Annotated in this window: 10 protein-coding genes and 1 pseudogene; 8 read left to right on the forward strand and 3 right to left on the reverse strand. The window is 34.7% G+C overall.

Annotated elements, in window-relative coordinates; genetic code table 11:
- The first annotated feature begins 61 nt into the window (after positions 1-61).
- From BOQ64_RS05925 to BOQ64_RS05945, 6 genes and pseudogenes are all read left to right on the forward strand, one after another.
- Positions 62-895 (forward strand): OmpA family protein, encoded by an 834-nt coding sequence (locus BOQ64_RS05925; RefSeq protein WP_129054182.1) that lies wholly within the window; start codon positions 62-64, stop codon positions 893-895.
- A gap of 213 nt (positions 896-1,108) precedes the next feature.
- Positions 1,109-3,603 (forward strand): annotated as a pseudogene (locus BOQ64_RS05930) (M1 family metallopeptidase).
- 482 nt (positions 3,604-4,085) lie between these two features.
- Positions 4,086-4,244: a CCPGW family putative bacteriocin gene (locus BOQ64_RS24805; RefSeq protein WP_410494430.1), complete on the forward strand. Its 159-nt coding sequence runs from the start codon at positions 4,086-4,088 to the stop codon at positions 4,242-4,244.
- Between the two features lie 134 nt (positions 4,245-4,378).
- Complete coding sequence (locus tag BOQ64_RS05935) at positions 4,379-5,026, forward strand: O-methyltransferase (protein ID WP_129054184.1); 648 nt, start codon at positions 4,379-4,381, stop codon at positions 5,024-5,026.
- An 86-nt stretch (positions 5,027-5,112) separates the two neighbouring features.
- On the forward strand, positions 5,113-5,829 hold the full coding sequence (locus tag BOQ64_RS05940; protein WP_129054186.1) for a C40 family peptidase: 717 nt from the start codon (positions 5,113-5,115) through the stop codon (positions 5,827-5,829).
- 49 nt (positions 5,830-5,878) lie between these two features.
- Complete coding sequence (locus BOQ64_RS05945; protein WP_129054188.1) at positions 5,879-7,117, forward strand: 3-deoxy-D-manno-octulosonic acid transferase; 1,239 nt, start codon at positions 5,879-5,881, stop codon at positions 7,115-7,117.
- Here the strand turns inward: BOQ64_RS05945 and BOQ64_RS05950 are convergent.
- Genes BOQ64_RS05950 through BOQ64_RS05960 form a run of 3 tightly spaced genes read right to left on the reverse strand, consistent with a single transcriptional unit; the run spans position 7,109 to position 9,492 of the window.
- The gene (locus BOQ64_RS05950; protein WP_129054190.1) at positions 7,109-7,735 is read right to left on the reverse strand and encodes a deoxyuridine 5'-triphosphate nucleotidohydrolase; all 627 of its coding nucleotides are present in this window, start codon (positions 7,733-7,735) and stop codon (positions 7,109-7,111) included. The genes BOQ64_RS05945 and BOQ64_RS05950 overlap by 9 nt on opposite strands.
- Positions 7,735-8,490, reverse strand: coding sequence for a glycosyltransferase family 2 protein (locus tag BOQ64_RS05955; protein ID WP_129054192.1), 756 nt, complete (start codon positions 8,488-8,490; stop codon positions 7,735-7,737). Before BOQ64_RS05955 ends, BOQ64_RS05950 begins: the two co-directional genes overlap by 1 nt.
- A 24-nt stretch (positions 8,491-8,514) precedes the next feature.
- Positions 8,515-9,492, reverse strand: a complete 978-nt coding sequence (locus BOQ64_RS05960) for an acyltransferase family protein (protein WP_129054194.1) — start codon at positions 9,490-9,492, stop codon at positions 8,515-8,517.
- Positions 9,493-9,690: 198 nt separating this feature from the next.
- Here BOQ64_RS05960 and BOQ64_RS05965 point away from each other — a divergent pair, with 198 nt between their 5' ends.
- A complete protein-coding gene (locus BOQ64_RS05965) occupies positions 9,691-10,170 on the forward strand; it encodes a lipocalin family protein (RefSeq protein ID WP_129054195.1) in 480 nt (159 codons plus the stop codon).
- 177 nt (positions 10,171-10,347) lie between these two features.
- Complete coding sequence (leuS, locus tag BOQ64_RS05970) at positions 10,348-13,161, forward strand: leucine--tRNA ligase (RefSeq protein ID WP_129059659.1); 2,814 nt, start codon at positions 10,348-10,350, stop codon at positions 13,159-13,161.
- The last annotated feature ends 68 nt before the right edge of the window (positions 13,162-13,229 follow it).

Genomic DNA, 13,229 nt, shown 5'->3' on the forward strand with positions numbered 1-13,229 from the left:
AGATAATCCATATAATTCAATTGAATTTTCCTAACTTTGATTGATCTAAAAAAGATTATTTATGAAGATTTTAAAAATTGTAGCAGTTTCTGCAATGGCATTGGGAATGACTTCTTGTGTGAGCAAGAAGCAGTATGATGCCTTAAGCACAAACTATAAGCAGTGTATTGAGAATATCGGAGAAAGACAGAGAGAAATCCAGGATTTGAAATCTCAGAACTCAGCATTAACAGGTGAAAATAATTTATTAAAAAGCCAGCATGATGCTTTAAAATCATCATTGGATGCATGTCTTTCCAATACAGGAAAAAGCTCTGCTAACATTGATAAACTTGTGGGAGAAATTAATGCTTCTAACACGTATATCAAGCAGTTAATTTCCAGCAATGCTAAAAACGATAGTTTAAATCTTGCTTTGTCTAATAAGCTGAAGAGATCTTTAGATAACGTATCGGATGAAGATGTACAGGTGAAAGTATTGAAAGGAGTGGTAATGATCTCCCTTTCAGATAAAATGTTATACAAAACAGGAGATTATAATATCTTACCTGCAGCTCAGGAAGTGTTAGGTAAAGTGGCGAAAGTAATCAATGATTATGATAAATATTCAGTATTGATTGAAGGGAATACTGATAATGCTGCACTAAATTCTCCAAACCTACCAAGAGACAACTGGGATCTTTCTGCATTAAGAGGAACTTCTGTTGCTAAGGTTCTTCAGACTCAGTTTGGAGTAGATCCTGCAAGAATTACAGCAGGAGGTCGTTCTGAATACAATCCGAAAGCTACCAATATGAGTGTTTCCGGAAGAGCAGAAAACAGAAGAACAGAAATCATCATTATGCCTAAGCTGGATGAATTTATGAAACTAATGGATATTGCTCCAAAGAAATAATTACTGAGTAATACAGTATAAAAAGATCCCGACTTTTCGGGATCTTTTTTTATGCAGTGAATTGTTCTGTTTTGGATGTAACTTTTAAAGAGATAGTTCTACTTATTTGAAATAAAATGGATATAGCTGTTGTGAATCAGTGAGATGTGTTTTTTTACTGAGAAGGTGGTTGCAATGGTTTATCAGGAATTTACCCTTAAAAATAATAATCATATGAAAAGAATTATTCTATCGGTAAGCTTATTAGCTTTCTCTTTATCCGGAACGGCAACTGCTCAGACAGAGACTTCCGGAAGAGAAAAAGTTTATCAGGCAACTCATACAAAAAGAACAGAACTTAAGCACACCAAGCTGAAAGTGAATTTTGATTATCAGAAGGAGCAGATGAATGGTGAAGAATGGCTCACAGCATCACCTTATTTTTATCCATCAGATTCATTGGTATTGGATGCAAAAGGAATGCTGATTCATGACGTGGCGATGGATAGTGGCGGTAACCGTATTCCATTAAAATATCACTATGCTGACAATATTCTTAAAATCAATCTTGACAAAACATATAGGCAAAATCAGGAGTATACGGTTTATATCAAATATACTTCCCGGCCAAACATAGTGGAGCAGCAGGGAAGTCCTGCGAAGGGACTGTATTTCATTAATGCAGACGGAAAAGACCCTGGTAAACCCACTCAGATCTGGACAGATGGTGAATCTGAATATTCATCCGTATGGTTTCCTACGATAGATAAACCCAATCAAAAAACGACGCAGGAAATTTATATGACAGTTCCGGATAAATACATCACTCTTTCTAATGGTATTTTAAAAGAGTCTCAGAAAGAGTCCGGTAATATGAGGACAGATCATTGGGTAATGGATAAAAGACATGCTGTATATCTTTTCTTTATGGGAGTAGGAGAATATAGCGTTGTAAAAGATAAATGGAGAAATATTCCGATAGATTATTACATGGAAAAGGAATATGAGCCTTATGCCAGACAGATTTACGGAAATACGCCTGAAATGATGGAGTTTTTTTCTAAGAAATTAAACTATGACTATCCCTGGTCTAAATATTCACAGATTACCGGAAGAGATTATCCGAGTGTAGCGATGGAAAACACAACGGCAACCCTTCATAATACAGGAGTTTTGCAGAAGCCAGGACAGTTAATTGATGAAAATAGATGGGAAGAATATATTGCCCATGAGCTATTTCATCATTGGTTTGGGGATCTGGTAACTGCGGAGAGCTGGAGTAATCTTACATTGAATGAATCCTATGCGAACTATTCTCAATATCTCTGGAATGAATACAAATATGGAAAAGATCAGGCTGATTATCATTTGATGTCTAATCTGAATAAATATTTCAAGAGTCCTGCAGATTTTAAAAAAGATCTTGTAAGGTTTAGCTATGATTCTCCTGAAGATGTTTTTGATGTGGTATCTTATGAGAAAGGTGGTGGTATTCTTCATATGCTGAGAAATTATTTGGGGGATGATGCCTTTTTTGCAGGAACGAGTGATTTCTTAAAGACTTATGAATATAAAAATGCAGAGGCTCAACAATTAAGATTGTCATTTGAAAAAATATCAGGAAAAGATCTGAATTGGTTTTTTAACCAATGGTATTATGGAAGCGGGAATCCCAAATTAGAGTATTCATATACGTTTGAACCTGTTAAAAAACAGGTGGAAGTAGTCATTAATCAATCACAGGAAATCCCTTTTGAATTTCCTTTGGCAATAGATGTGTATGATAATGGGAAACCAACACGGTATAATGTCTGGGTAAATGCCAGGACGAAAAATGCGTTCACTTTTAATACTTCCGGACAACCTGATCTGATCAATATCAATGCAGACGGAATATTGCTTTCTGAAATTACAGAAAAAAGACGGCAGAACAGAATTTAATACAGTTTACTTATTCCAAAGAGTTTTTAAGCCGCTATAAAGCATTGACAGGAATTAAAAATGATTTGAATAATCCGGCATCCGTTAAGTTGTTGTCTGCAGCTTTAAAGGATTCTTTCTTCAGAATAAGAATTAAGGCATTAGAAAGGTTAGATCTCACCAATACATATCATAATAAAAGCCTGGCCGCAGAGGTTGAAAAATTAGCTGTTCAGGATCCAAAAACACTGGTGCAGGCTGCTGCTATTTCTGCTTTGGCAAAAACCAAAAATAAAAAATATCTGCCAATATTTGAAAAAGGAATAGATGCGGTGTCTAATGCTGTAAGAGCAAACTCACTCATTGCAATCAGTACTACAGATTCCTCAAAAATAAAATCACTTATTAATAAGATTGATCTTTCTGGGGCATCCAAGGATATGCTTATTAAAATGCTTCCTATTGTAGTTGAGAATAAAATAGATTCTCAGATGAGGTATATTGTTCCTATTGTGGCTTTTTATCCATTAGTTAAACCTAATAATCCGGAATTGGGGAAATCTGCAGAAGAAGGATTCAACAGGATTATGGAGTCTGATAATATTGTTGCTACGGAAGGAATTGCCAGAATTTTAAATCAGGCAAAGTCTGAAATGTTGAAAAATGCCGAGACAAAAAATGCTATTTATAATATGCTGGAGGCAGGATTGAATAAAAAGAACGAGCTTTTGAAAAATAATCCACAGAAGAAAGACAGTATAGATAAACAGATTGCAGCTCTTACACAGATTTTGGAGGTATATAAATAGAGCTTAATGAAACTATAATAAAAAAGTAAATCCCGAATTTCTTCGGGATTTATTTTTTTAATCAAATTAATTCTTCTTTTTTTAAAAGGGAAATAATTCGTCGTAAAAAATGATTGGATATTTCAGTCTTGTTCTTTTTTGCAGAAGGTTGTACGCGCCCTTTCGGAAGTGCGTTTTTTTGATTCTCATGGTTAGTTTGTGGTTGATCTTCTGCAATCATCTGTTTTCTAGTGTTTTTACCCCTTCGTTCTCTTTGCAAACTTATCATTAATACTAAAAGAAAAACATCCGTATTTTCACGGTATTTTATATGGGTTTTTTTCCCGGGTAATAGATTATTAAATTCTTTGAAAAGTTTTATTTTAAATATAATATTCTGATTAATAAAAGAATGCGTATATTTAAATCTCCATAAAAGGAAATATTAACAGAGGTATCCGAAAATCTAAAAGAGTAGGAAATTAATACTAAACAAAATAATTATGAAAAATTCAAAAAAGCTTTCAAGAGGAGAAATGAAAACTGTACAAGGTGCTGCTATTAGAGGGTGTAATCCACAGATATTTTGTAGCAGCCCACAGACAAAATGTTGCCCAGGATGGGTTTGTGCCGGTATAAGACAATATTGTATAGCCTTATAATGATTTTTATATAAAATTAGATATACCTAAGAAAAAGAGAGGAATTAATTTCTCTCTTTTTTGTATCTTATATTGAACAAAACGAAGGTTCGGAAAAGTTTTAAAATCCTTAAATTTGTTTAAATTAAAATGGTATGAGTTTTTTTGAAGAAAAGAATCCTGAAATGGATAGATATTTGGAAGCACACGCTTCCTCAGAATCCGAAATTCTGAAAAAGCTGAGAAGAGAAACTTATCAGAAAACTACACAACCTCATATGATTTCCGGTTATCAGCAGGGAAGATTGTTGACAATTATCTCTCAAATGCTGCAGCCGAAAAGTATCCTTGAAATTGGAACATTTACAGGGTATGCCACCCTATGTTTGGCTTCAGGATTGGCAAAAGATGGTAAAATTACCACATTGGATGTAAATGAAGATCTGGCTTATCTGCCCAAAAAATATTTTGAATCTAGTGAATATGCTGCTCAGATTGATTTTAAACTTCAGGATGCTAAAGAATATTTAAAAGAAACAGATGAGTTTTTTGACTTGATCTTTGTAGATGCTGATAAAGAAAATTATGCAGAATACTTCAGACTGATAAAGCCTCATACAAAGTCTGGATCAGTAGTGATGTTTGATAATGTTCTATGGTATGGAAAAGTGCTGGAAGAAAATCCAAAGCTTAAATCTACACAGTCTATTCAGGAATTGAATGATTTGGCAGCAAAAGACGAAGATTTTGAAAATCTTATTTTACCTTTGCGGGATGGAGTCAACTTCCTACGCAGGAAGTAATTGAATGAAAAGATTAAGAGATTTGGAAATGAAACAATAATGTAATTTCTAAATCTCTTAATTTTCCTAATTTCTAAATGAATAAAATGAATAAAGGAATTTGTATCGTAACAGTAGCACCGGTTCGTGCAGAAGGTTCAGACAGAGCAGAGATTGTTACGGAAATATTGTTTGGGGAAAGTGCAGATATTTTAGAAGTCAGTAAGAACTGGACTAAAATAAAAATGCACTATGACGGCTATGAAGGATGGATGGATACCAAGCAGCTAAAAACGGTAACAGATGAAGAACTGGCCAATAGAAAAGTGACTGTAGTTACAGAAGATTTCTCTTCTGTATTGATGAATGATGGCAAAACCTTACTATCCATGGGTTCTGAAGTAGAATTTCCTGTGGTAGCTTCAAGAAGAAGTCATGATGTGAGAGAAAGTGTTGCACTTACCGCTAAAGAATTCCTTAATGTACCTTATTTATGGGGTGGTAAAAGCTTTTTTGCAGTAGACTGTTCCGGATTTACTCAATTGGTTTACAAAGTTCATGGTATTAAAATTCCAAGAGATGCTTCACAGCAGGCAGAAGTAGGGGAAGATCTTACTTTTGTGGAAGAAACAAAGCCAGGAGACTTAGCTTTCTTTGAAAATGCTGAAGGAAAGATTATCCATGTAGGTATTATGCTCGAAAATCAGAAGATTATTCATGCTTCAGGAAAAGTGAGAATAGATACGTTAGATTCTACCGGAATCTTCAATCAAGAAATGAATAAGCATACTCACAAGCTTAGAGTGCTTAAAAGCGTTATCTAAAAAGTCCGACCTATTATTAATTGTAGTCTAACGGATACATTCATCAGCATTGAATTTACTTTATAATATATTTATCAGTCTTCTCATTTTTGGAATGAAGGTTTTTTCATTATTTAATGATAAAACTAAAAAAGGCGTTGATGGCAGAAAAGAATCTTTGGATAAGGTGAAATCTGCTTTTTCAAAAACAGATAAAGTTATCTGGATGCATGCGGCAAGCTTAGGTGAATATGAGCAGGGTTTACCTGTATTGGAAAGGCTTAAAGATAACTTTCCTGATTATAAAATCCTGGTAACATTCTTTTCTCCGTCAGGATATGAAAATGTGGTTAAAAAGAAACATATTGCAGATGTAATATGTTATCTGCCATTTGATAAAAAAAATACAGTAAGAGAGTTTGTATCATTGTTTGATGTTAAACTATTTTTTACGGTTAAGTATGATTATTGGTATAATCTGCTTGAAGTGCTTAAAGAGAACAAAGCAAAGACTTACGTGATTTCTGCATTGTTCTATGAGCGGCAATCATTTTTTACATCTTATGGAAAGTGGTTTGTAAAACAGCTTAAGAAGAATGTAGACTGGTTCTTTCATCAGACACAGTTTTCACTTGCATTGGCTAAAAGTGTAGGTCTTGTTAAATCTTCTGTAACAGGAGATACCAGATTTGATAGGGTGAAACAACTTCGTAGTCGTGATAATCATGTGGATTATATTACAGATTTTATAGGGGAACATAAAGCAATTGTTTTTGGAAGCTCATGGCAGGGAGAAGAGAAAATAGCAGAATTGGTTTCCCGTAAAAATAACACCGTTAAAATCATTATAGCGCCTCATGATCTGAAGAGAGTAGAACATCTGAAAAATATATTTCCTGATGCTTTGCTTTATAGCAAAATCAAAGATGCTCCATCTTTAGATTTTAATTCTCAAATCTTAATTATTGACAGTATAGGTTTGTTGTCAAAACTGTATTCCTATTCTGATATAGCTGTTGTAGGTGGTGGGTTTCATGATGCAGGATTACATAATATTCTGGAAGCGGCTACATTCGGAGTTCCGGTTGTTTTTGGAAATCATTATAAAAAGAATCCTGAAGCCGACGATCTTACCTCTAAGAATGGTGGACGATCTTTTTCTGACGAATATACAGCAGCAGAATTCGTTTTATTTCTTGCCAACAAGGATAATGAAGAGGAACTTACAGAAATGTCTGAAAATGCAGAGAATTTCGTTAATGAGAAACCTGATTCTACAGATATGATTCTGCAGAAGATTCTATCTTAAAAATCCCTGACTTTTTATATCCTTCATAATCTGATCTATGTTCTCAGGAATGCTGTCAGATTCAAACCAGTTAAGATCAAGTCCATTATTAGTGCATAACTTTTGAAGATAATGATTCTCGGATATCTTTTGCTGTATCGTTCTTAAAAGATCATTAAACTCCATCCAGTAATCTTCATCCAGTTTTTTTATTAAAACCAGGGACTTAAATACCTTGTTGATGATGTAAATGTAAAGTTTATACACATTATCAAACCGTTGCCTGCTCAGATCATTATTGTAATCTAAAATCTTATCCACCATTAGCAGATTCAGAGAAACTTCCCCGAATTTGTCTGTTGTTATTTTGATATGCTCAGTGACTTCTGCACTTATTTTACGGATAATGGTCAGAAAATATTTAGTGTTGCCAATATATTTTGAGGCTAAAATAATTTTTTCCTCTACATTTTGTTCCATTGCATTTCTCTTATCGTCGGTGGTTTCCGGATCAATAAGTTCAAAATACAGTTTCTTGGATAATAATTTGTCCTTTCTCAGAAGTCTGAAAATAAGTTTATCTTTTTCTGTGCTGGAAAAAGCACTCAATGCCGCTTTAAACTCTTTTGAATACTCCATTAATTGAAGATTTTTGAATATTTCATGAATCCGTTTACAGCCCAGTTTGCTGTATAATACAATGATTTTAAAGTGGAAAACCCCATGAAATCTTTATATACCAGATATTGATCTTTAATGATATTTTTTTTCTTTCTGGAGACACTGTTCTCTCGCATTCTGTATTTTGCCATTGTTTTGTTGATGGGCATTCCTTCAGGTATTACTTTCAGAAGATTGAGCCACATCACATGATCTTCTCGCTTACTTTTTACAGGGAACAGGAATTTTCCAACCCTTTTGGTGTCGTACATTGTAGAAACCGGGGCCAGACGGCATGTTTTCAATAGGTTAGAGAAAGTAACGATTTTATCTGCAAGAAAATCTTTTAAAATAGGCTGAAGCTGTTCATCACATCTTGAATAATTGCAGTATACAAGTTCTGCATTATGTTCCTGCATATAATCTGTCATGGTTTCAATATATTCAGGATACCAGAAGTCATCAGAATCAAGGAATGCAATATATCTTCCCTGGGCTCTCTCAAGACTGTTGTTTCTCGCGTTTCCTGCGCCGCCATTTTTCTCCAGAACCTGAAGTTTGATTCTTGGATCATTGTATTTCCTGATTATCTCAACAGTGTTATCTTTAGAAAGATCATCAGTGATCAGCCATTCCCAGTTTTCGTAGGTTTGGTTGAGGACAGACTGTATTGTTTCTTCTATGAAATCAGCAGAATTGTAGCAGGGAGTAATAATGGAGACCAGGTCTTTCATTCGTGTTGTAAAATATCGGTAAAATTATAAAAATCTTTTTTCATAGAGATGCCATGAAGCAATTCCTACACCAATAACAACAAACATGCATACAATGCTCATGATATAAGGGTTGTAGTTGGCAAAAAGTCCCAAAGTGGCAAATACTCTGATGATAGGGAAGTGGAAGATATAAATTCCGTAAGTGAAGTCTCCATATTTCCCAAAGTTATTCAGAAACTTAAAGGAATAAGCAATATACAGAACAATAATACTGATCATTATAGGAGAGAACAATTTTATTTCAAAAATAAGATCAATCCAAACCGTAATGATGGCAATAATAAACAGGATGTTTTTATATCGAATAAATTTATCAAAATGAAAATACAGAAGCATCCCACCAATAAAATAACATAATGAACCCGGAAGTTGTCTTGAAAGTGCTGCTTTTCCAGTCTGTTCAAAATAATTCAGATAAACCAGAGACAGAAAATATAACACAATCAGGCTGATAGTACGGTATTTATTGTTTTTTCCAAACAGTAAAAACATCAGCGGAACTGCTATATAAAAGCACATCTCGATCTTAAGTGTCCATAAAGCTCCATTTACAGCCTGATTGCCAAATACACCCGGAAGCCACGGGGCTTTAAAGTTGAGAAATATTGAATTCCAGAACAGGTATTTATAAACCTGAGTATTGCTGAAATATTCTGAAAAAGGTAAAGTGCTTACTAAGCTCAGAAGGGTAGCACAAAGAAAAACAACAAGCAGATAAGCGGGAACAATCCTGTTGAATCTTTTTTTAGCATAGCTTTTTAAGCTGGAAGATCTTTCATAGCTTCTTGCAATTAAGAACCCACTTACGATAAAAAACGAGAAAACAGCAACTTCAACGGGGCTATGGGTTAAAAATGAAAGCTTTTCAGAAGCACTTAAAGCACCCAAGTGTCCCACAAAGACAATAAAAGCAAGGAGAACACGGATGAAGTCAAAATTGTTTTTCGTTATATTTTGCATTTTTTTTCTTTCCTACAAAAATAACTTTTTTAATAAAACAGAGGGATTTTCGGATGTTCAATATTTGTTAAATAAAGGCAATATGACCTCTTACTGTTTTAAAATATGTATAAATAAAAGCTGAAGAAATAATTTTTCACAAAAAATGGTGTTATAAATCAAAAAAATTATAATTTTAGCCCTTGAAAAAATTGATCTATGAAGAAATTAGCACTACTATTTTTTGGTTTATCATTATTGGTGACCACCGGATGTAATAATAGCAATGAAATTGTTATAGACGAACCGATTATTGGATTCTGGCAACCGCAAAAAGAGGTGGTTACTACCGTTGAAGTAGGTGAGCAACCAATTTCAGATGTGATTACTTATACAGACTGCCAGAAACAATCCAGATGGTGGTTCAGTACAGAAGTTACCGGAAAAAGAATAGATGTGGAAGATCCTGTTACAGGAACTGCTTGTAATATTCTTCCAGACAAAAATTTCACATATACATATGATAAAAGTAGTAAAGCACTCCAGATAAAATATCAGGGAGTGGTAGTAGCGGAGAATGCAAAAGTTATGACGCTGGATGCCACTACGCTCAATTTGTCAATAAGAGTAGAAACCGAAGATCCAGAAATGTATAAAACAAGAACCATTACTTTTAAAAGAGTAAGTTCTAATCCTTAATAGGATATTTCAAGATATAATAAAGGTCTCATCTTCGGGTGAGACCTTTCTGTTAAAAAGGAATTGTAATTCATCAGAAATTAAATTTCTATTTCCTTTAAAATCATTATTTTTGTGAATCTTGTTTACAAGAAAAGCAATCCAATATTAAAGTCTAACATATAACATATATATAAAGTGTTTTACGATCATCAGCAGATAGAAAAAAAGTGGCAGAAATACTGGGAGGATAATCAAACCTATAAAACCTCCAATAATACCGATAAACCTAAATTTTATGTACTCGATATGTTTCCGTATCCATCCGGAGCAGGACTTCACGTAGGTCACCCACTGGGATACATTGCGTCAGATATTTATGCGAGGTATAAAAGACACCAGGGATTTAACGTTCTCCATCCGGTAGGTTATGACAGCTTCGGGCTTCCTGCTGAGCAGTATGCAATCCAGACAGGGCAGCATCCGGCAATTACTACAGAACAGAATATCAACAGATACGAAGAGCAGTTAAGAAAAATCGGATTTTCATTCGACTGGAGTAGAGAGGTAAGAACTTCTGATGCATCTTATTATAAATGGACACAATGGATATTTATTGAGTTGTATCATTCTTGGTATAATAAAAATACAGATAAGGCAGAATCTATTGATACCTTAATCAAACATTTTGAAGAAAAAGGTACAGAAGGATTAAATGCCAATCAAAATGATGAGCTCAACTTCACAGCAGAAGAATGGGCTAATGCTTCTGATCTTGATAAAGAAGATATCTTGTTAAATTACCGTCTTGCATACAGAGCAGAGACAACGGTAAACTGGTGCCCGGCATTGGGAACCGTTTTAGCAAACGATGAAATAAAAGACGGAAAGTCTGAAAGAGGAGGATTCCCTGTATTCCAAAAGAAAATGATGCAGTGGAGTATGAGAATCTCAGCTTATTCCGAAAGATTACTACAGGGGCTTTCTACATTAGACTGGCCACAGCCATTGAAAGATTCCCAGGAATACTGGATTGGAAAATCTCAGGGAGCACAGGTTCAGTTCCAGGTAGATGGGCATGATGAGGTTGTTGAGGTTTTCACTACAAGGCCTGATACCATCTTTGGAGCTACCTTTATGGTATTGGCACCTGAGAATCCTTTAGTGGATACAATTACTACAGCTGCTCAGAAAGTAGAAGTAGATACTTATATAGAAGAAACTTCCAAAAAAACTGAAAGAGACAGAATGTCTGACGTGAAAAACGTGAGCGGAGCTTTCACAGGAAGTTATGCAATCAATCCGTTTAGCGGAGAGAAAATGCCGATCTATATTTCAGATTATGTATTGATGGGCTATGGAACAGGAGCTGTAATGGCTGTTCCTGCACATGATGAACGTGATCACAGATTTGCAAAGAAATTTAATTTAGAAATTAAAAAAGTTGTAGCCACTGAAGAAGACGTTCAGGAAAACTCTTTTGATTCTAAGGACTCTGTTTGTGTAAACTCAGATTTCTTAAACGGATTAAATTATAATGACGCCAAGTCAAAAATAATTTCAGAAATTGAAACGAAAGGTATCGGTCATGGAACTACAAACTACAGACAGCGTGACGCCATTTTCTCAAGACAGCGTTATTGGGGTGAACCGGTTCCTATATATTATAAGGAAGGAATGCCGTACACGTTGCCAGTTTCTGCATTACCGTTGGAACTTCCTGAAGTTGAAAAATATTTGCCAACTGAAGATGGAGATCCACCACTAGGAAATGCTAAAACATTTGCTTGGGATGAGGCTAACCAAAAAGTTGTGGCTACTGAGTTAATTGATGATAAAACAATATTCCCGTTAGAATTATCCACAATGCCAGGTTGGGCAGGAAGCTCATGGTATTTCCTTAGATATATGGATCCACAAAATGACGGAGAGTTCTCTGCAAAGAATCTTTCAGATTATTGGGGGCAAGTAGATTTATATATAGGAGGTAGCGAGCACGCAACCGGTCACTTATTATACTCACGTTTCTGGAATATGTTCTTAAAAGACAGAGGGTATATTAATCATGATGAGCCTTTCCAGAAATTAATCAACCAGGGAATGATCCTTGGGATGAGTGCATTCGTGTACAGAATTGACGGTACTAATCAATATGTATCTAAAAATTTAGCTAAAGACTACCAGACTCAGCAGATCCACGTTGACGTATCCTTATTAAAAGGAACCTCTGACGAATTGGATACTGAAGCTTTCAAAGCATGGAGACCTGATTATGCTGATGCAGAATTTATTTTGGAAGATGGAAAATACATCACAGACCGTGAAGTAGAAAAAATGTCCAAGTCTAAATATAATGTAGTAAACCCTGATGATATCTGTGAAGAATACGGAGCAGACGGATTAAGACTATACGAAATGTTCTTAGGACCATTAGAACAATCCAAGCCTTGGAATACTCAGGGACTAAGTGGAGTGTATGGTTTCCTTAAAAAATTCTGGAACCTTTATTTCAATGGGGAAACTTTTGAGGTATCAGACGAAGAACCTACAAAAGCAGAATATAAAGTTTTACATACCTTAATAAAGAAAGTAGTTTACGATATTGAAAACTTCTCTTTCAATACCTCAGTATCATCATTTATGATTGCTGTAAACGAACTTCAGAAATTAAAATGTAACAAGCGCAATATTTTAGAGCCGTTAGCCGTTATCATCTCTCCTTATGCACCGCACATCTGTGAAGAATTGTGGAGTTTATTAGGACACAATACATCTATCGAATTCGAGAAGTTTCCGGCATTAAACGAAGATTATCTGATCGAGGATGAAATTGAATATCCGGTAAGCGTAAATGGTAAAATGAAGTTCAAAATTTCTCTTTCAGCTCAATTATCTGCTAAGGAAGTGGAAGATTTGGTGATTTCAAATGAGAAAATGCAACAGATTTTGGAGGGTAAAACCCCTAAAAAAATCATTGTAGTCCCTCACCGTATTGTGAATATCGTAATTTAAAAAAAAATTAACATTGGGAAATTAAAAAAAATGGGTGTTTTATTTTTTTGATTTTTTAACTCAAATGT

The sequence above is a fragment of the Chryseobacterium sp. CH25 genome, assembly GCF_004119455.1.
Lineage (GTDB): Bacteria > Bacteroidota > Bacteroidia > Flavobacteriales > Weeksellaceae > Chryseobacterium.

Excerpts from the sequence above, each read along its gene's own strand:
- BOQ64_RS05925 (WP_129054182.1), top strand. The coding sequence starts at position 62 with ATGAAGATTTTAAAAATTGTAGCAGTTTCTGCAATGGCATTGGGAATG.
- BOQ64_RS24805 (WP_410494430.1), top strand. The coding sequence starts at position 4,086 with ATGAAAAATTCAAAAAAGCTTTCAAGAGGAGAAATGAAAACTGTACAA.
- BOQ64_RS05935 (WP_129054184.1), top strand. The coding sequence starts at position 4,379 with ATGAGTTTTTTTGAAGAAAAGAATCCTGAAATGGATAGATATTTGGAA.
- BOQ64_RS05940 (WP_129054186.1), top strand. The coding sequence starts at position 5,113 with ATGAATAAAGGAATTTGTATCGTAACAGTAGCACCGGTTCGTGCAGAA.
- BOQ64_RS05950 (WP_129054190.1), bottom strand. The coding sequence starts at position 7,735 with ATGGAGTATTCAAAAGAGTTTAAAGCGGCATTGAGTGCTTTTTCCAGC.
- BOQ64_RS05955 (WP_129054192.1), bottom strand. The coding sequence starts at position 8,490 with ATGAAAGACCTGGTCTCCATTATTACTCCCTGCTACAATTCTGCTGAT.
- BOQ64_RS05960 (WP_129054194.1), bottom strand. The coding sequence starts at position 9,492 with ATGCAAAATATAACGAAAAACAATTTTGACTTCATCCGTGTTCTCCTT.
- BOQ64_RS05965 (WP_129054195.1), top strand. The coding sequence starts at position 9,691 with ATGAAGAAATTAGCACTACTATTTTTTGGTTTATCATTATTGGTGACC.